The 22951-nt window shown below is 57.0% G+C and carries 4 protein-coding genes; all 4 read left to right on the forward strand.

The features are described from left to right. The first annotated feature begins 289 nt into the window (after positions 1 to 289). The 4 genes from F3J38_RS23770 (at position 290) to F3J38_RS23785 (ending at position 22621) form a co-directional block, all read left to right on the forward strand. Positions 290 to 17680, forward strand: coding sequence for an Ig-like domain-containing protein (locus F3J38_RS23770; protein ID WP_167142883.1), 17391 nt, complete (start codon positions 290 to 292; stop codon positions 17678 to 17680). A gap of 80 nt (positions 17681 to 17760) precedes the next feature. Continuing rightward, on the forward strand, positions 17761 to 19215 hold the full coding sequence (locus F3J38_RS23775) for a TolC family outer membrane protein (protein ID WP_167142886.1): 1455 nt from the start codon (positions 17761 to 17763) through the stop codon (positions 19213 to 19215). Further along, positions 19212 to 21398, forward strand: coding sequence for a type I secretion system permease/ATPase (locus F3J38_RS23780; protein WP_167142889.1), 2187 nt, complete (start codon positions 19212 to 19214; stop codon positions 21396 to 21398). The genes F3J38_RS23775 and F3J38_RS23780 overlap by 4 nt, the downstream gene beginning before the upstream one ends. Beyond that, positions 21398 to 22621 (forward strand): HlyD family type I secretion periplasmic adaptor subunit, encoded by a 1224-nt coding sequence (locus F3J38_RS23785; protein WP_370661739.1) that lies wholly within the window; start codon positions 21398 to 21400, stop codon positions 22619 to 22621. The genes F3J38_RS23780 and F3J38_RS23785 overlap by 1 nt, the downstream gene beginning before the upstream one ends. Positions 22622 to 22951: the final 330 nt, after the last annotated feature.

The raw sequence follows: 22951 nt of genomic DNA on the forward strand, positions 1-22951 counted from the left end.
TCCGTCGGGGAAGCAAAAATGTCTAATAAAGGGTTTGTCGCATTCCATCTGATTTGTGCCCGCCCAATGGAAAATAAAGACATTTTTCCCGTTGTACTGCTGAAAAATAAACCCAGTCCATTCTCCGGGTGGAGGCTTAACTCGGCTCAGCGCGACTTCATCATCAGTTTGTATGAGGTCGACCAAGAGAAAAGGTGAATAAACGCATGGGTTATTCACTATTGAAGCCGGTATCTACGGATGCCGGGCGTTTTTATGGAATTTAATAACTGCGCGGGATTTCGATAACATGAATAATATCTCTATCACTCCTAAAGGTGGGACGGTTGACTCAGTAGTCAATGGCAGCCAAGTCAATTTAACAGCACCCAGTGTTGTTAAACTCCACCTTAATCAATCAGATATTAAGTCTTTCACACGCAATGGTAATGATTTAGTCGTCACCACTAAGTCTGGTGAAGTCCTTGTTATTCACAATTTCTACACTGCAGCCGGCGATAGCGATCTGGTGCTTCAAGACGACAAAGGCGCGCTGTGGTGGGTTGAAGATCCCGGCACTGAAGGATTCCATTACGTCTCTATTGACACCACCGAAGGGTTATTAGCGGAGAACACCACCAACGATGGCACGATCGCGGCCTTTGGTATCGGTGGTGCGGCGCTAGCGGGCTTGGGTGCGATGTTTGCAGGTTCTTCCGGCGGTGGCGGCGGTAATGCGCCGGCCAATGATGGCAATACCGGCGGCGGCGACAACGGCGGTGGAAATAACGGCGGCGGTAACAACGGCGGCGGTAACAACGGTGGGGGCGATAATGGCGGTGGCAACAATGGCGGTGGTGATACCACAGCGCCTTCTGCTGCGACCAATCTGGTCTTAACGGACAATGTCGGCACGATTCAAGGCGCCATCGTCACTGGCACGATCACTGACGACAACACCCCAACCTTAACCGGCACAGCTGAAGCCGGTGCCACAGTGAGCGTCTACGATGGCAGTACCTTGCTGGGTACGGTAGTCGTAGGTGCTGATGGTACCTGGAGTTTCACTTCTCCCGCGCTGGCGGACGGTCAGCACAGCCTGACCACCACCGTCACCGATGCCGCAGGCAACACCAGTGCAGCCAGCGATCCCATCACCTTTACCGTTGACACCATCGCGCCTGCGGCGGCGGCAGGGTTGGTGGTCAGTGATGATGTGGGCGGCACTCAAGGGGCGTTAGCCGCAGGTTCAACCACCGATGATAATACCCCGACGCTCAGCGGGACAGCCGAACCAGGGACTTACATCAGTGTTTATGACGGCACAACGCTGTTAGGTACGGCAACAGTGGGGGCAGATGGTACCTGGAGCTTCACCACTCCGGCCTTAAGCAACGGCGCGCATAGCCTGACGGTTACCGTGACGGATGCCGCAGGTAACGTGAGCTCAGCCACCGATCCGTTCAACTTTAGCGTGACAGCAGACTTGCCTCCAGCGACCACCACGTTGGAAATTACTGACGATACGGGCAGCACGCTGGTGCAGCTGGGCAATGGCGCCTACACCCACGACAGCACGCCGGTACTCAGTGGTCTGGCGACCGCAGGTGCAGTGATTACGTTGTATGACGGTGAAACCGTCTTGGGTAGCGTAGTGGCTGGGGCTGATGGTCAGTGGGTGTTTACCCCCAGCGCACTGGCCGATGGTTCACATGCATTCCATGCCAGCATCACAGATGCCTCCGGCACCACCCAATCCGACACTATCACCATCAACATCGACACCGTCGCGCCTGATGCGGCGAGCGATCTGCAACTCGACAATGACAGTGGCAGCACCGTTGTGCCGATTGCGGCGGGTGGCGACACCAACGACAACACGCCGACACTGAGCGGTACCGCAGAGCCAGGCAGTGTGGTGACGATTCGTGATGGTGATACCGTGTTGGGCTCTGTCACCGTGGGCAGCAACGGAAGCTGGCAGTTCACCAGCCCAACGTTGGCTGACGGTACACACAGCCTGACCACCACAGTGACCGATGCGGCTGGCAACGTCAGCGCACCTTCCAGCCCTATCGATTTTACGGTGGATACCGGCGTGCCAGCGGCGGCAACCGGGCTGACCGTGACGGACGATGTGAATGGCACGCAGGTCCTGACTTCAGGTGCCGTGACCGATGACAACACGCCAACCCTGGCGGGGCAAGCCGAACCGGGCACGGTGGTCAGCGTTTACGACAATAACACCTTGCTCGGCACGGTGACTGTGGGGGCAGACGGTAGCTGGAGTTTCACCACCGCCGCGCTCAGCAATGGTAACCACAGCCTGACTGTGACCGTAACCGATGGGGCAGGTAACGTCAGTGATCCAACCCCCGCCTTCGATCTGACCGTTGATGCTGGCTTACCGCCTGCGACCAGTTCGCTGGAGGTGACCGACGATACCGGCAGCACCTTAGTACAGTTGGAAAACGGTGCTTACACTCACGACAACTCGCCAACCCTGAGCGGTCTGGCTGGGCCGAATGACACCATCACCCTGTACAACGGCGACGTGGTGATTGGTTTTGCTACCGCTGACGCTAATGGACAGTGGGAGTTTGATACTTCCGACCTGCCGGATGGCACTTATGCTTTCCGTGCTGTTGCGACAGACGCGGATGGCAACGATACCGCTTCGGCAACCATTACCATCATCATCGATACCGCTGCGCCACCGGCTGCTGATGGCTTGCAGTTAAGTAACGATCAGAGTGGTACGCCAGTACCTGTGGCCGAAGGCGGTGCGACCAACGATAAAACACCGGTTCTGAGTGGTACGGCTGAACCTGGCAGTGTCGTGACAATTCTGGATGGCACGACCGTACTGGGTACCGCTACCGTGGGTAGTGACGGGACCTGGAGCTTTACGACTCCGGCATTGACGGATGGTGCTCACAGTCTGACCACTACCGTGACGGATGCGGCTGGCAACACCAGCGGCAGTTCTAACCCGTTCAACTTCACCGTGGATACTCAGGCACCTGCCGCGGCGAGCGATATACAGCTCAACAACAACAACGGTAGCGTCTTGTCACCGATCACCGGTGAGACCAACGACAATACCCCAGTACTGAGCGGAACTGCTGAACCTGGCAGTACTGTCACGATTTCTGATGGCACCAGTGTTTTGGGTACCGTGATTGTCGGCAGTAATGGCAGTTGGACCTTTACCACGCCGACACTGGGCGAGGGCGCTCACAGCCTGACCACCACGGTCACCGATCCGGCTGGCAACAGCAGCGCCGCTTCCGCGCCGATCACCTTCAACGTTGATACGACCGCACCTGAAGCTGCCAGCGGATTGACGGTAACAGGCAACGCAGACGGAACGACGGAGACATTGACGTCGGGTGCCACCACTGACGACAGCACGCCGACCCTGAGCGGCCAGGCTGAAATCGGTAGCATTGTAAAAGTCTACGATGGCACTACCCTGCTGGGGAGCGCCAGCGTAGGCGCGGACGGTAACTGGACCTTTACCACCTCTGCACTGAGTAACGGTAACCATAGCCTGACCGTGACCGTTACCGACGCTGCTGGCAACGTCAGCCAGCCGACTACTGCCTTTGATTTGACCGTTGATGCCGCCTTGCCGCCAGCCACCAGTTCCCTGGAGGTCATCGACGATACGGGCAGCACCTTGGTTCAACTGGCCGATGGTGCCAGCACGCATGACAATACGCCGACGCTGAGCGGCCTGGCGGGCGCGAATGACACCATTACGTTGTATAACGGTGATGTCATCATCGGTAATACCACGGCCGATGCGAATGGCCAGTGGCATTTTGACACGTCCAACCTGCCAGATGGCACCTATGCTTTCAAAGCCACGGCAACCAATGGGGAAGGTGTCTCCACCGATTCATCTGTTATTACCATCATCATTGATACCAGTGCGCCAGCGGCGGCCACTAACCTGCAACTGACCAATGATGACGGCAGCACACCGGTTGCCGTTGCGGCGGGTGGTGCCACCAATGACACCACACCTGTGTTGAGCGGTAACGCAGAGCCGGGCAGTACCGTGACCATCTCGGATGGCACCACCGTGCTGGGTACGGCAACTGTAGGACAGGATGGCACCTGGAGCTTCACCACGCCAACCCTGACCGACGGCAGCCACAGCCTGACCACGACTGTGACCGATCCTGCGGGCAACACCGGCCCAGCCTCCAACCCCTTCACCTTTACCGTTGATACGCAGCCTCCGGCTGCGGCGGGTGACCTGCAACTCAGTAATAGCAGTGGTATTACCATTGTCCCAATTGCTTCAGGCGGAACAACCAACGCGGATCAGCCAGTACTGAGCGGCACCGCTGAGCCAGGCAGCACCGTGACCATCACTGATGGCACCCAGGTTCTGGGCAGCGTGACGGTTGGCGCGAATGGTAGTTGGAGCTTCACTTCTCCAGTGCTGCAAGACGGCTCACACAGTCTGACGACGACGGTCACCGATCCTGCGGGCAACACCGGTCCGATTTCAACGCCAATCACCTTTACCGTTGATACTACCGCTCCGGCTGCGGTGAATGATTTGCAGGTAACGGATAATGTGGGTGATCAACAGGGACCGTTAGCCTCCAATGACTTCACTGATGACAACACCCCAACACTGAGCGGCACTTCAGAACCGGGTGCGCTGATCAATATCTATGATGGCACTGTATTGCTGGGTAACGTCACCGTTAGTCAAAATGGTAGTTGGACCTTTACGACGCCAGCGCTGAACAACGGTGTGCATAACCTGACTGTCACCGTGACTGATGCGGCAGGTAACGTCAGTGATGCCACCTCGAACTTTGTATTAAATGTTGACGCCGGTCTGCCTCCTGCGACCACCTCGTTGCAGATTACAGATGACACGGGCAACACGCTGGTGCAGTTGGCGAACGGTGCCAGCACGCACGATACCTCGCCGACGCTGAGCGGTCTCGCTCAGGCTGGCAATGTGATTGCGCTGTATGATGGCGATACCTTACTGGGTACGGTTGTCGCCGATGCCAATGGACAGTGGACCTACGCAACCAGCGGGTTGCCGGAAGGGCCGCATACTTTCCATGCCTCAATTACCGATGTTAACGGTAACACCTCCAATTCACCGTCGCTCACCATTACCATTGATACCACTGCGCCAGCCACGGCGACGGATGTGGTACTCAGCAATGATGCAGGTAGCTCACCGGTTCCGATTGCAGCGAATGGCGTCACCAACGACAGCAGCCCGCTGTTGACCGGTGTGGGTGAACCTGGTGCTATCGTTAAGGTCTATGACGGTACCACGTTGTTGGGTACTGCCATCGTAGGCAGCAATAGCAACTGGAGCTTCAGCTCACCAGCACTGGGTGAAGGCAGCCATAGCCTGACCACCACGGTGACAGATGCCGCAGGCAACGTAAGCCAACCTTCCGCTGCGATTACCTTTAGTGTGGACACGGTGGCACCTGCCGCGTCGAGCATCCTGGTTGGCGCCAACTCGGGCGCATTGACCTCGGGCGCGACTACCGATGACAACACGCTGGATCTCAGTGGTCAGAGCGAAGCGAATGCGGTCATCCGTGTTTATGATGGCACCGTGTTGCTGGGTTCAGCCGTCGCTGATACCAATGGCGCATGGACCTTCAGCACCGCAGCACTGACCAATGGCAACCATAGCCTGACCGTCACCGCCACCGATGTGGCCGGTAACCTCGGTCCAGCCACCTCACCGTTTGTGGTGAACGTCGAAGCAGGCTTGCCAGCCGCGACGCTGACCCTGGAGGTGACCGATGACAGCGGCAACACCCTGGTTGCCCTGGCTGATGGTGACAGCACACAAGACACCACACCGGTGCTGAGTGGCCTGGCAATCGCCAATGCGGTGGTGACGCTCTACGATGGCACCACCGTGTTGGGTACCGCAGTAGCAGATGCCAACGGACAGTGGAACTTCACACCTACCGCTCTGCCAGATGGTGCGCATGCGTTCCAGTCCAGCTTTAATGATGCAGGCGGTATTCCGGTACTATCACCGGTCATTACCGTGACGATTGATACCATTGCGCCTGCACCGGCATCAGGTATTGGTCTGACGAATGGTGATGGGGATCCTATCCCTTCTGGTGGCGCAACCAATGATACTAGTCCAGTGCTGAGCGGGAGCGCAGAACCGGGTAGCACCGTCACCATCACTGATGGCACCACCGTGCTGGGCACCGCCACCGTCGATGAGAACGGTGGCTGGACCTTCACCACGCCTCCATTGACTGAGGGCAACCACGATATCACCACCACTGTGACCGATCCGGCGGGCAATACCAGCCCAGCATCGGATCCCGTCTCGGTCGTGATTGATACTCAGCCACCTGCCGCACCGGGCAACGTCCAGCTCAGTAATAATGAGAGCGGTACGCCGGTTCCGATTACCAATGGCGCAACTAACGACACCACGCCAGTATTGACCGGGACCGCTGAACCTGGCAGCACCGTTACCGTTTCTGATAACGGGACACCTTTGGGTACGGCGACGGTCGGTACAGATGGGACATGGAGTTACTCTCCAACTCTGGATCCTGGCGATCATAGCCTGACGGCGACGGTGACCGATCCTGCGGGCAACGTCAGTAATCCTTCTGCACCTATTGCGGTGAATGTGGATACCACCGCACCGGGCGCCTCAGGTCCAATCGTGATCAGCAACGATCAGAGTGGCACACCGGTTCCGATTACCAACGGCACCACCAACGACACGACGCCAGTGCTGAGCGGCACAGCGGAGCCGGGCAGTACCGTGACGGTTTCCGATGGCACAACCGTATTGGGTTCTGTGAGTGTGGGTTCCGATGGCAACTGGAGCTACACCACTCCAGCGCTGAGTGAGGGTAACCATACACTGAGCGCCACGGTCACTGATGCTGCAGGCAACAGCAGCACCACGGCGACATCCGTCACCATCATCATTGATGTGACGCCGCCAGCTGCTGCCACGGATGTCACGGTCAGCAACGGCGCTGGTACAGAGATCAACTCTGGTGGTGCGACCAATGACACCACGCCTGTCATCAGCGGCAGTGCCGCGGAAGGCAGCACCGTGAATATCTATAACGGTACTGAGTTGCTGGGCACAGCGACCGTGGGTGACGGAGGCACCTGGACCTTTACCCCAACCACGGGACTGGGCGAGGGCCAACACAGCATCACTGCCACCGTGGTAGATCCAGCGGGCAACACCAGCGCGCCTTCTACACCGGTTATCGTCAACATCGATCTTACACCGCCAGTTGCAGCGGGCGATTTGGTGCTGAGTAATGACAGCACCGGAACCGCTGTGCCTATCACTAATGGCGCAACCAATGACACTACGCCGGTATTAAGCGGTACAGCTGAGCCAAACAGCATTGTCACTGTCTTTGATACGGTTGGCACGACAGTCACCACGCTGGGTTCCGTCACGGTGGCTGCTGACGGTAGCTGGAGCTTCACCTCCCCGGCTCTGGGTGAGGGGGCGCACAGCCTGACCACCACGGTTACCGATCCGGCAGGCAACGTTGGACCGGATTCAACTGCGGTTGATTTCACCGTCGATCTGACACCACCAGATGCTGCAGACAATGTGGTACTGAACAACAACAACGGCACCACGCTGGTTCCGATTGTTGACGGCGGTGCCACCAACGATACTACGCCGATATTAAGTGGTACGGCACCAGAAGGCAGTGTCATCACCGTTTATGACGGCACTAACGTGCTGGGCACGGTGGTGGTGGACGCCACTGGAGAGTGGAGCTACACCACCGCCGCTCTGAGCCAGGGTCAACACAGCCTGAGTACGACGGTCACCGATCCTGCTGGCAACGTCAGCGATCCGTCTCCAACCATCGGCTTCACGGTGGATACTGTGCCACCAGCAGCAGCCACCGAGTTGCAGCTGACGAATGACGCGAATAACCCGATTGCGACAGGCGGAGCCACCAATGACACCACGCCGACCCTGACCGGTACGGCCGAAGTGGGTAGTACGGTCACCGTTACGGATACGGTTAATGGCGCTGTCACCACGCTCGGAACGGCCACTGTCGATGGTGATGGTCGCTGGACCTTTACGCCGACCGATGCACTGCCTGCGGGTGGTCACACCCTGGCAGTGACGGTCACCGACCCAGCGGGCAATACCAGCTCCGCGTCCAGTACAATTAGCTTCACTGTCGATTTGACTGTGCCAGCCGCTGCTTCTGAACTGCAACTGAGTAACAACGAGGGCAGCACGCCAGTTGAAGTAGCAAACGGCGGCTCAACCAATGACACCACGCCAGCATTAAGCGGTATCGCAGAGCCTGGCAGCATCGTAACCATTACGGATACGGTTGGTACGACGGTAACGGTGTTGGGTTCAGCGACGGTGGCCGCTGATGGTAGCTGGAGCTTTGTCTCACCAACTCTGGCAGCGGGCGGGCATAGCCTGACAACCACGGTGACCGATCCGGCGGGTAACGTCAGTGATCCATCCACTCCTTACACCTTCACGGTTGATCTGACGCCTCCGGCCCAAGCAGGCGACGTGTCGCTGGCGACGGACGATGGAGTGGCGATTACCGGTGGCTTCACCAATGACAGCACTCCTGTGCTCAGCGGTAATGCTGAAGTGGGCAGTGTCGTCACAGTTCGAGATGGCTCGACTGTGTTGGGTAGCTTTGTTGTGGACGGCAGTGGCGAATGGAGTTACACCACGCCAACCCTTAGTGAAAGCAGCCACAGCTTGACCGCAACCGTTACGGATGCGGCCGGTAACAGCAGCGATCCGTCTACACCAATTGTGTTCACGGTGGACACCACACCGCCAGCAGCAGCAACAGGGCTGGTAATCAGCAACGACAGCAGCGGTTCGCCTGTCGCTATCACCAATGGCATCACCAATGATAATACGCCGGTGCTGAGTGGTACGGCGGAAGTGGGTAGTACGGTCACCATTTCTGATGCCAGCGGTGAGTTGGGTACAGCGGTGGTAGGTCAAGACGGCACCTGGAGCTTTGATGTTCCGCAGTTAGCGGATGGTACTTACAGTTTCACCACCACCGTCACTGATGCCGCGGGCAATACCGGGCCGGTCTCTTCACCGGTGGCCATTACTATTCTGGCTACGCCACCGGCAGATGCCATAGACCTGCAGTTGACGAACAATAACGGTGCTTCACCCGTTATTATTGCCGATGACGGGCGTACCAACGACACCACACCGGTGCTGTCGGGTACGGCCACGGGTGGCAGCTATGTCACTATCTCCGAAGGAGGCGTGCCGCTTGGCACGGCGATTGTCGGCTCAGATGGTAGTTGGAGCTTTAACGTTCCTACGTTAAGCGAAACCACTCATACCTTCACCACAGTGGTGACCGATGCCGCAGGCAACGTCAGTAGCGGCGATGAAGGTACCTTCACGGTCACCATCGATGTAACACCACCGGCTGCATTGACGGATCTGAGCGTTGAAACCGATGCGGGCGTTCCTATCAACGGTGCAACCAATGATACGGCTCCTGTGCTGAACGGTACGGCTGAAGTGGGTAGCCTTGTGACCATTTACGATGGTGACAATCCTATTGCTTCGGTGACGGTTACGGATCCTAGTGGTGCCTGGAGTTATGACTTCGCGGCGATGCCATTAACTGAAGGCAATCACACGCTGAGCGCGACGGCCACTGATGTGGCGGGTAACGTGAGTGGAGCGGGTACCCCACTCACGGTGACCATCGATCTGACACCACCTGCGGTTTCTAGCCTGGTGGTGACTGACGACAATGGCACGACGCCTGTGACGGTGGGCAACAACGGTTACACCAATGACACCTCGCCAGAGATCAGTGGTACGGCTGAGCCGGGTAGTTCAGTGGCGATCTACGATGGTCAGACCTTGCTGGCAACGGTACCGGCCGATCCAGACACCGGCGCCTGGAGTTATACCGCTGATTTCGCATCAGGTACCACTCATGCCTTGAGCGTGGTGGTCACCGATGCGGCAGGTAACGTTGGCTTGGCTTCGGACGTGGTGAATATCACTGTCTCTACTGAGGCTCCAGATGCAGTGGTCGACCTTACCGTCAGTAATAATAATGGCAGCACGTTGGTTGCGATTCCTGAAAACGGTTCGACAAATGACACCACGCCAGAGCTGAACGGTACCTCAAATGTGATTGGTGGCATCATCACCATTACTGCGGTCTCTGCGGGCGTGACGGAGGTGCTCGGCACGGCCACCGTGGGTACGGATGGTAAGTGGACCTTCACCACAGATATCTTGCCTGAAGGGGCATATAGCATCAGTGTGACGGTGACCGATGCGGCGGGTAACGTGAGTGTTCCGTCTAATGTGGTGGACTTTACCGTTGATACCACCGCACCTGTTGCGGCAACTGATCTGCAATTCAGTAATGACAATGGCAATACAGTAGAGCCGATTGCGTCTGGTACGCCGACCAACGACACCACGCCGTTGTTAACCGGTAATGCTGTGGGCGCACCGGATGGCTCAGTTGTCACCATCACGGAAGGCGGTACGGTGTTGGGCACTGCGACGGTCACAGGCGGTGCCTGGAGCTTTAGCACGCCAATGTTGGGTGATGGTACACACACGCTGGGTGTGTCGGTGACCGATCCAGCGGGTAACGTTAGCACGGATAACCCAACTATCTCCGTCACGATTGATACCCAAGCCCCTGCTGCTGCAACTGATGTCACGCTGAGTAACGATGTTGATTCAAGCAATGTGGTGGTCATCCCGAACGGCGGCCTGACCAACGACAGCACGCCAGTGCTGACGGGCCAGACCGACGTGGGCAACACCGTCAGTGTTTCCATCAACGGTGGCCCAGAGCAAGCGGCTACCGTTAACCCAGATGGTAGCTGGTCCTTCACCCCTACGCAGTTGGCTGACGGCACCTATACCTTCAGTGTCGTGGTCACCAGTCCTGCGGGTAACGTCAGTGCACCAGTGACCACTGTGGCACAGATTGATGCGACGCCGCCTGCAGATGTCACCGATGTGACGCTCGCCAATGACAACGGATCGGTTCCAGTCACAACAGCGGACATCACCTATACCAGTGACAGTACGCCAGTGATCTCTGGCAGTGCGACGGCGGGTCTCATTGTTAACATTTATAACAATGGCAGTCTGCTTGGCACCACCACGGTCGGTAGCGATGGCAAGTGGAGCTTCATCCCTACCACGCCATTGCTGGATGACGCCTATAGCATTACAGCACGCGCTGTTGATGCGGCGGGTAACCTCAGTAATGAAACCGCACCTCTCGAATTCACGGTGGATACCGTAGCGCCAGTCGTGGGCACAGTGACTATCACTGACAATGATGCAACGCCGAATACAACCGTGGCGAATGGTGGCTACACCAATGACACCACACCTTTGCTGACAGGCAGTGGCAGCGAAGAGGGTGACATTGTCCGCATCTATGACACCAATCAGCAGTTGCTTGGTACGGCTATCGTGCAGGATGGTGGGGGCTGGACCTTCCAACTGCCAACACTCTCAGCGACGCAGCATACGCTGACAGTGACCGTCACGGATGAGATCGGGAACAGCAGCAGCACCTCAGTGGTGGTCAACATTGATACCACAGCACCTGAGCCGGTTGCCGCTGTCACGATTGAAAGCGACGTTGTGCCAACTGCGCCTGTCACGGTAGCCAACGGTGGTTCAACCAACGACACTACACCAACCATCAGTGGTACGGCGGAGCCGGGCAGTACCATCACGCTACTCAACGCAGATGGTTCAGTGTTTGGTACCGCTACAGCGGATGCCACCACCGGAGCATGGAGCTTCACACCAGAGGACGCGCTGGCCAATGGCACCACTTATTCGTTGACGGTTACGGCGACGGATGCGGCGGGTAACGTCAGTGTGGGATATGACGTGAGCTTCACCATTGATACCGTTGCGCCAACGTTGGGTGCTTATACCGTCAGCAATAACAACGGGGCTACGCCTGTTGCGATTGCCAACAATGGCTTGACCAACGACGACACGCCGGTATTGCGTGGTACCGGAGCCAGCGCTGGCTCGATCATTACGATTTCGGATACCACCGCGAGCGGTACGACCGTGTTGGGTACAGCGATAGTGGCGGACAACGGCCAGTGGCGTTTTGAGACTGGTGGGCTGCCTCAGGGAACGAATACCTTCACGGTCACCGCCACCGATGCGGCGGGTAACGTGACGACCAGCACTACCAACTTTGTCATTAATGTTGATAGTGTGGCCCCTGCGGCCCCTGACGGCGTGACTGCAACCACCGCGGACGATGGCAATCTCACCACTGGTGGAACAACAACCGATAACGTCATTACCTTTGGCGGGTCAACAGAAGCAGGCAGCGTTGTCACCATTTACGATGGTACGACAGTGCTGGGTACCGCAACCGTAACGGGTACAACCTGGACATTCACCACACCAACCTTGAGCAATGGTTCGCACAGCTTTACCGCAACGGCGACCGATGCAGCAGGTAACGTCAGTGATGTTGCGCCTAATCCAGCGTTTACTCAGACTGTGAATGCGGGTGTGCCTGACACGGATAGCACGCTGGTTATCACGGATGACTCGGGTTCAACCCCGGTCACGTTGGTGGACGGTGCCAGCACCAAAGACACTACCCCAATACTGAGTGGCTTAACCGATCCACTTTCACCTATCCAGATCTTCGATAATGGTGTTCTGGTCACCATCGTGCAGTCTGACATTAATGGCCAGTGGAATTACACCTTGACCTTAGGTCAGGGGGCTCACGCCATCAGTATTGTGGATGATTTATCAGATGTGACCGGCCCGATTAACATCAACGTGGACAGCATCGCGCCTGCGGTGGTCACCGATCTGGTGGTTAACAATAACAGCACCGGCACTAACGTTCCGGTGACGACAGGAGCCACTAACGACAACACGCCTGCATTGACCGGTACAGCTGAGCCAGGAGCGATAATTACCGTCTATGATGGCAACACCGTTCTGGGTACAACAGTGGCAACCGGTGGTGTGTGGAGCTTCACTACGCCAACGCTGACCAGTGGTTCACACTCATTTAGCGTGACTGCCACGGATGCCGTGGGCAACGTCAGTGATAAATCCACCGCCGTACCGATCACCATTGATACCATTGCCCCAGCAGCCGCTACGCTGGTGGTGAACAATGATATTACCAATACGGTAGTGGCGAATGGCGGTGTCACCCGCGATTCAACACCAACGCTAACGGGTACGGCTGAGGTGGGGGCGCTGGTCACGATCTACCAGGGCACTACAGCGGTTGGCTCAGTAGTAGCGACCAATGGTAGCTGGAGCTACAACATTGGTACTCCATTGGCTGACGGTACTTATGGCTATAGCGTCAGAGCCACCGATGCGGCGGGCAACACCAGTGTGGCCTCCAGCACCACCACCATCACTGTGGACACCACCGCACCAACCGGCCTTACCGTCACTGCCAGCAACAACAATGGCACCACGCCAGTGGCGATCACTAACGGTGGTACTACTAACGACAACACCCCAGCCCTGAGCGGTACGGCAGAGCCGGGCAGTGTTGTGACCATCAGTGAGGGTACAACCGTACTCGGCTCAGTCACAACGGCAGCGAATGGCACTTGGAGCTTTGTCACCGGTACCTTGCCTGACGGCCTGCATACCCTGAGCATCACCGCGACCGATGCGGCGGGTAACACGGGTACGGCATCCACTGTAGCCTTTACCGTCAACACGGCGGCGCCGACTACGCCAACGCTGGTAGTAACCAATGATGTTACGGCGGTCACTGTGCCAAACAATGGTGCTACCAATGACAGCACGCCGACTCTGTCAGGCACAGCAACGGCGGGCAACGTGATTACCATTTACGATGGCACCACGGTGTTGGGTTCCACCACGGCTATCGCGGGGAACACCTGGAGCTTTACCTCACCAACGTTAACGAATGGTAGCCATACCTTTACCATCAAAGCGACCGATGCTTTAGGCAACGCCACGGCGCAGGTGGGTAACACCACCGTCACCATCGACACCGTGGCACCTGTGGCTTCGACGCTGGTGCTTGCTAACGACAACGGCACCACGCCGGTGACGGTGGCGAACGGTGGTTCCACCAACGACACCACGCCACTGCTGAGCGGTGTGGTGAGTGCGGCGGAGGCGGGTGATACTGTCAGAATCTACGACAGCATCAGCGGCACCCAGACGTTGCTAGGCACGGCCATTGTTCAGTCGAACGGTAGCTGGAGCTTCAGCCCGACACTGGCGGCGGGCACCCATCCGCTGAGCGTGACGGTCACCGATCCAGCCGGTAACGTCAGTGGTACCACCTCGGCTACGGTCACCATTGATACCACAGCACCAACCGGCCTGACTGTTGCTGCTGCCAACAATAACGGCAGCACGGCGGTAGCGATTGCCAACGGCGGTTCCACCAACGACAACACGCCAGCGCTGAGCGGTAACGCTGAGGCAGGCAGTCTGGTGATTATCCGTGAAAATGGTGTGGCGATTGGCTCTACTACGGCAACGTCTACGGGGGCATGGAGTCTGACGCTGTCTACCCTGTCTGATGGCTTACACACCCTGAGTGTGACGGCCACAGACGCCGCGGGTAACGTGGGAACCGCTTCAACCATTGCCTTCACGGTAGATACCGGTGTACCAGCAGCAGCCACTGCCCTGACGGTCACCAACAACGACGTTACACCAAATGTGACGGTCGCTAACGGCGGTTCAACCAACGACAGCACCCCAGTGTTGAGCGGTTCGGCTGAAGCCAACGCGATTGTGACTATCTACGACGGCACCACGGTATTGGGTTCCACTACCGCTAGTGGTACTGGCGCATGGAGCTTCACTACACCAGTGTTGACCAATGGTAGCCATCCACTGAGTGTGACGGTGAAAGATGCTGCGGGTAACATCAGCCCGGCCTCTGGCACCTACACGGTAGTGGTCGATACGGTGGCACCAGTGGCCTCAACGCTGGTGATCACCAACGATGTCACCAACACTGTCGTGGCTAACGGCGGTTCAACTAACGACACTACGCCAACGCTGAGCGGTACCGTCAGTGCAGCTGAGGCTGGAAGCCGAGTCAGCATTTACGACAATGGCGCACTATTGGGTACAGCGATTGTGCAGGCGAACGGCACCTGGACCTATACCACGGTGGCTCTGCTGCAAGGTACGCATCCCATCACTGTCACCGTCACCGATACCGCAGGTAACGTCAGTGGCACCACGTCGGCTTCTGTGATTATCGACACCACCGCACCAGCGGCGTTGACGATTGCTGCCAGCAACAACAACGGCAGTACCGCAGTGGCAATCCCGAACAACGGCACCACCAACGACAGTACACCGCTGTTGAGTGGTACCGGTGAAGCGGGTGCCAAAGTCACCGTGTACGATGGCACCACGCTGTTGGGTACCACCACCGTGGGCAGTAACGGCCAGTGGACCTTCATCACGCCAACGCTGACGAATGCAACGCATACCCTGAACGCGACGCAGACCGATGCGGCTGGCAACGTGAGTCCAAACGCTGCTGTCACGCTGACGGTGGATACCGTGGCACCGACCAACTCTACGCTGGTGATCACCAACGACTCCGTGGCACCAACAGGTACAGTGGCGAATGGCGGCTCAACCCGCGATACCACGCCTGTGCTCAGCGGTGTGGCGGAACGTGGTGCTATCGTCACTATCTATGACGGTGCAACGTTGTTGGGTTCTGTGGTGGCAAACGCCACAACAGGTGCCTGGAGCTACACCACCGCTGTGCTGGCCAACGGTAGCCATCCGATTAACGTGACGGTGACAGATACCGCCGGTAACGTCAGTGGTACCACCACGGCAACGGTGATTATCGATACCGTGGCGCCAACGGCGGCAACCGGGCTGGCGATCAACAGTACCGGTACGATTGTCACCGGTAGTGGTGAAGCGGGTACCACGGTCACGGTGCGTGATTCGGGTGGTAACGCTATTGGTAGCGGCACGGTCGCGGCGAACGGTACCTTCTCTGTCTCGCTGACCACCGCGCAGACAACGGGGGCTAACCTGTCTGTTTCTCTGACGGACAGCGCGGGTAACGTTTCACCTACGGCATCGCTGGTAGGCGCCATTAACATTGTGGCGACACCGGATACGTCAGAGGTGGACTTCACCACTCAAGCCGGTTCACTCACTAATGCGAATACCAGTGTGACGCACTCGGCTCTGCTGACAACCTCACTGCTGAATACCGTCAATCTGAGCGTGCTGAGCAACGGTAATGCCTTCCTGTTCACGGTGGGCAGTGGTGATACCCGAACCATGACGGTGCAGGCTTCTGCCTCAAGCCTCGTGGCGCTGAGTACCAACTACACGCTGTATCTGTATGAGCAGGTCAACGGTCAATGGGTGCAGCAGACCAACTACACCGTTTCCAACTACATCAGCATGCTCCTTTATATCGGTACGAAAACTGGGGCAGCGGTGACCTATACAGGGCTGACCAGCGGAAACTATGCGATTGTGTTGGGCGCATCAGGGGCGATTAGCCTTGGTTTGCTGCCTTCCACGACCATCGCGACGACATCGGATGTGACATCCTTTGTCGCCACCGTTGCGGCGACGGTCACCGGTAACCTGCTGACCAACGATAGCAGTTCGATTGCGCATACCGTTCCAGCGGGTACGGCGGTCACGGCGGTGTCGGGGGCGGCGGTAAGCAGTGTCACCACCACCACCATCAACACCACCTACGGCACCCTGGTGATCGACTCCCACGGCAACTACACCTATACGTTGAAAGCGGGTCTGGACGTGGCAACACTGCCATCAACCGACACCTTCACGTATACGGTGACGGATGCCTACGGCGCGGCAACGTCCTCGACGCTTACCGTGACGCTGCACAATGGCGTGGCAACCAGCCTGGTGGCAACCAACAGTCTGTTTGCCGCCACCACCACGGCAGAGCATGACGCCAGCGGTAGCATTTACGCTGACTCAAGCACCAGCCATACCGGAACCTTGAGTATTACTAATGAACACGGCGATACCACCACCGTGAGCAGCACCGGTTCTACTCTGATTTCGGGCGACTACGGTACGTTAAGTATCGCGGCGAATGGTACCTACACCTACTCACTGACGGCGGGTCTGGATGCACAGTCCATCACGCATAAAGAGGTGTTCACCTATAGCCTGGCGGGTACCAACGGCACCATCACCACCAACACGTTCACCATTGAGCTGCATCCGACCATTACTGGTACCGCAGCGGCAGACACGTTAACCAGTAGTGCCTACGACGACACCATCACCACCGGTGCTGGCGCAGACACCTTGGTCTACCACCTGCTGGCTAGTGCGGACGCCACAGGCGGCAATGGGCACGATACCTGGACTGACTTTAATGTTGCGCAAGGCGACAAAATTGATGTCAGTAACTTGCTAATTGGTTGGAATGATTCCACAAGTAATATTAATGATTTCGTGAAAGTGGATCATACTTCAGATGGCAATACCGTGCTCTCGATTGACCGTGATGGTACGGGTACGGCTTACAGTAGTACTCAGCTGGTGACGCTGGAAGGCGTGAACGTTTCACTGGAGGAGCTGCTGCAACAACCGCACCAAAACACCACGGCCTAATCACGGCCGGTTCAGGAAGCAGGGAAGCAGTATGGGCGCAGGGATGCGCCCCTTTCTCTATTTTGACTGGTGGATTAAAGATGGATCTGATGCAATCAGGCACGACAACTCGCCGTTTTACTAAGCTCAGCGTTTTATGTGCTGGCATCGCGTTTTTTCACAGTTCTTACACCTTGGCTGTCAGTGATGCGCTCACGTCGGCAGGCCGAATTACTTCATCAGGCCTGGCGCAACAGCAGCAGGAACTGCCTTCTCTTACTGGCGAAGTCGCCGAACCGGCATTAGCTCATGTGCCGGATTCTTTAACCATCAATCAGGCCGTACAACGGGCCATCCACTGGCACCCTGACATCGCCGAGGCGGTAGGGAAAATGCTGGAGCAGGCCAACCAGGTGGATGTGGCCAAAGCGAAATACTATCCACAAATCAGTGGGGGTATGAACAACGGCTACACCAATGCTTATACCGAAAAAGGCTTCAGTCCCTCGTTTGTATTATCGGTTTCGCAGATGCTGTATGACTTCGGTAAAGTCAGCAGTTCGGTGCGCTCCGCTGAAGCGGGTGTCGCACAGGAGCAAGCCAATGTGCTGGTCAGTATCGATACCGTGGCACATGACACCGCTTCTGCATTGGTAGAAGTTCAGGGCTATCAGCAGCTGGTGAAAATCGCCCAGCAGCAGCTGGATGCGCTGAGTAAAATTGGCGATCTGGCGCGTCAGCGTAACGACGAAGGTGCGGCTTCGCTGTCCGATGCCACCCAAACCGATGCGCGTATCGAAGGAGCGCGCACCACCCTAATTCAATACCAAGCCAACCTTGATCGCTGGCGTGCCACGCTGGCGACCTATCTTGGCTGGCCGCTGGTGAAAAAAGTCAGCGATGACTTCCCGGTGAACCTGACGCGCTCCTGCGCGGTGGGGAAAGCGGATGACAAACTCAATCCCGCCGTGCTCGCCGCTTGGGCGCAAGCCAATCAGGCACAAGCCAAATTGGATAACGCCAATGCCCAGAATATGCCGACCATTTCGCTGGAGCCGCAGGTCACCCATTACCTTAACGATCACTACTCCGGCAGTGAAACTTTAGACCGTACCCAGTATCAGGCATTCGTTAAAGTCGAAATGCCGATTTATCAGGGCGGGGGGATTACAGCGGCACGTGACGCGGCAGCCAATGCGTTACAGGCAGCGAATGCGGCGGTGAATTCTGCGCGACTCAAGGCCCGACAACAGTTGAGCGAATCGCAGAATCAGGCACTGAGCCTGTCGCAAAGTCTGGCGATCATGGGCAGACAGCAAACGCTGGGTGAGAAAACTCAGCAGCTGTACCAAGACCAATATTTGCAGCTCGGCACCCGTCCGCTGCTGGATGTGCTTAACGCCGAACAGGAAGTGTTCCAGACTCGCTTTACGCTGCAGCAAACCATCAGTCAGTTGCGCTCACTGCAGCTCGACTGCTTGTACAGCACCGGACATATACGCTCGGCATTCGCCTTGAATAATCAGCGGATCCAGAATGTGGAGATCCAGCCATGACACAATTGCAAATTCCTGACGCCCCCAACGGTGATACCGACAGTGCCGCGGGTGGCAGCGTACCCTTACACGGTTGGGCCACAGCCATCATCTTGATTGCGACCCACTACCGCTTACCCTGCTCGCCGGGCATGATCATGGCGGCCGCAGAGTGGCAGGGCAAACAGACGCGTGATAAAGCACTGCGTCATCTGGCACGCCAGGCGGGTTTATCGCTGCAACTGTACGATGACAATAAGTGGGAAATCACCAGCTGGCGTCTGCCGCTGGCGGTGGAACTGACGGATGGGCAGGTCGGGGTAATCACCAGTTTTGATGGTGATGATGAGGTACGCGTCCATTTCGCCGGTGATGAGCAACCGGCCCCCGTGGCGCTGGAAACGCTGCTGCCGGAAATCCGCTTTGCGGCGGCGCTGCGCCCGGTCACGGCAGCGAAAGACAGCCGCGTGGATCGCTATCTGGCTACCGTGAAACCCAACTGGCTGATGAAGCTGGTGCTACACGATATGCGGCCCTATATCCACGTGATGCTGGGTTCATTCCTGATCAACCTGATGGCGCTGGTCGGCATTGTGTTCTCGATGCAGGTGTATGACCGCGTCATTCCGGCGCAATCCTACCCGACGCTGTATGTGCTCTACATCGGGGTGATCATCTCCGTGGTGTTCACCTACGTGCTGCGTGTTGGGCGCGATCACGTGACAGACTTGCTCGGTAAACGCGCGGATATGCGTGTGTCTGACCGGGTGTTTGGTCATGCACTGCGTCTGCGTAACAGTGCGGTTCCGCGCTCCACCGGCACCTTCATTTCTCAACTACGTGAACTGGAATCGATCCGCGAGATGGTGACCTCTACCACCGTTTCCGCGATTGTTGATATGCCGTTCTTCCTGCTGTTCCTGCTGGTGATGGCGATCATTGCGCCACAGCTGGCATGGATCGCCCCCGTCGCGGTGATTTTGATGGTGCTGCCGGGTCTGTTTAGTCAGAAAAAACTGGCGAAGCTGGCGCAGCAGGCGATGAAAGAGTCAACCTTGCGTAATGCGGTACTGGTAGAGAGTGTGCAGGGGCTGGAAGATATCAAGCTGATGCAGGCAGAGGACCGTTTCCTGCAACAGTGGAACAGCTACATTCGTATCACGGCGCAGTCCGGCGTCGAGATGCGTAAAGTGATGCACTCGCTGATCAGCTGGGGCGTGACGGTACAGGGTTTGGTGTATGCCAGCGTGATCGTGGTGGGTGCGCCCATGGTCATCAACGGCGATATCTCTACCGGTGCGATTGTGGCAGCCTCGCTGCTCTCCTCACGCATGATTGCGCCAATGGCCACGCTGTGTGGTGTGCTGGCGCGCTGGCAGCAGGTGAAAGCGGCTAAAGTAGGTTTGGATGCGTTGATGAACCTGCCGGTAGAAAACAGCAAAGACGAGACCCGCATCCACTGTCCGGTGCTGTTTGGCCACTATCAGTTCAACGAAGCGATGTTCCGCTACTACACCGACTCCCTCACCGTTGCTCTGCGCATCAAAAGCCTGACCATCAAACCAGGTGAACGCATTGCGGTATTAGGACGCAACGGCTCGGGTAAATCGACTCTGCTGCAAGCAATGGTGGGCGGCATGGATTTAGTCGGCGGTGAACTTCGTCTGGATAACCTCAGCTTGCCGCACATTGATTTAGCGGATGTGCGCCGCAACGTGGGTTTGCTGACGCAAAACGCGCGTTTGTTCCACGGCACGCTGCGTGAAAACCTGACCATGGGCGCGGCACACGCCACTGATGACGCTATTTTTGGTGCGCTGACGGTGAGCGGCGGCGCCGATTTCATCCGTCGTCTGCCGCTGGGGCTGGATCATCCGATCATGGAGGGCGGCGTCGGCCTGTCAGGTGGACAAAGACAGTTACTGCTGCTGGCGCGTATGTTGCTGCGCGATCCAAACATCATCCTGCTGGATGAACCGACAGCGGCTCTTGATGATCATACCGAGAGAGAGTTTATTGAGCGGCTGGGTGCATGGTTGAATGGCCGCACCCTGGTGGTGGCGACGCACCGCGCGGCTATTCTGGCGCTGGTGGATCGTGTGCTGGTGCTAAAGGATGGGCAGCTGGTGATGGATAGTCCGAAAGAGAATGCGTTACCCGCGCCACGTGCTGGCGGTAACAATCAGCCGGAGGCGCAATCATGATGAAACAACTTCCTGGCAAGCTGCGGCTGGTTACCGCTGCTGAAGTCGACTCTTCCGACGATCTGCTGGGCGAACTGAAATCAGAGGCTCACTACACCGGTGCGGTGCGTTTGATCACCATCAGTACCGCCTTGATTCTGGTGACGCTGGTATGGGCATGGTTTGGCGTTCTGGATGAAGTCTCTACCGGCACCGGCAAAGTGATCCCAAGCTCGCGTGATCAGGTGATCCAGTCCCTGGAGGGCGGCATCCTGACCGAACTCCTTGTACATGAAGGAGATAAGGTGAAAGCCGGGCAGATTGTGGCTCGTCTTGATGCCACGCGATCGGAATCCAACGTTGGTGAAAGTGCGGCGCGTTATCGTGCCGCGTTGGCTGCCGCTTCGCGCCTCTATGCTGAGGTGAACGATCAGAAGTTAACCTTCCCAGCGGAGTTGAACAATTTCCCCGATCTGATTGCCTCCGAAACCCGGCTGTATAAAACCCGTCGCGCTCAACTTACTGATGCCACCGCGCAGTTTAATCAATCGCTGGCTTTGGCGAATCGTGAACTCGCGATTACTCAGCGACTGGCAAAAACCGGCGCGGCCAGTAGTGTTGAGGTTTTGCGTTTGCAGCGCGATAAGTCGGACCTGGAACTGAAGCTGACGGACATGCGCTCGCAATACTATGTGCAGGCGCGTGAGGAGTTGGCGAAAGCCAGTGCCGAAGCGGACAGCCTGGCGCAGACCATCAAGGGACGCGAAGACACCGTGACCCGTTCAACCATTCGCTCGCCGATGAACGGCATCGTGAAAAACATCAAGGTCTCCACGGTGGGTGGGGTGATTCCACCGAACGGGGAGTTGATGAACATCGTGCCGATGAACGACCGCTTGCTGATCGAAGCGCGTCTGTCACCGCGTGATATTGCCTTTATCCATCCCGGCCAGCGTGCGGTAGTGAAGATCTCTGCGTATGACTATGCCATCTATGGCGGGCTGAACGGAGTGGTGGAGAGCATTTCCCCGGATACCATTCAGGATGAAGTGAAACCCGAGGTGTACTACTACCGGGTGTTTATCCGCACGGACAACGACTACGTGCAGAACAAAGCCGGTAAGCGTTTTGCCATCAGTCCGGGTATGGTCTCGACGGTGGATATCAAAACCGGCGAGAAGACAGTGATGGATTACCTGATTAAACCGTTTAACAAAGCTAAGGAAGCGATGCGCGAACGTTAATTACCGCTACGTTTACGCTCGTAAGCCGCTGTTTATACGATAAACAGCGGTTTTTTTTGGCCCTAACTTAGACGCAAACTTAAGTCGGGTTGATGTGTTCTGCAACATTGGTGCGGAAAGTGACCAAGCGGATTAAGAGCAGAAAAGACAACCCACTGAAGGGCGTTTTCATCTGTCACTTTGCGAACTAAGCCATCAGTAGCGAGGTAAACCCTGACGAAAACGCTAAGCGAAAGCTTGTGTTATGGCGCTTATCGGTTCTTTTCTGGAAGCTTTTTGACATCTTTAGAAATTTTTAGTGTCATTAAGAGATTAACGCTTATAATTTGG

This window comes from Candidatus Pantoea formicae (assembly GCF_011752625.1).
GTDB lineage: Bacteria > Pseudomonadota > Gammaproteobacteria > Enterobacterales > Enterobacteriaceae > Pantoea > Pantoea formicae.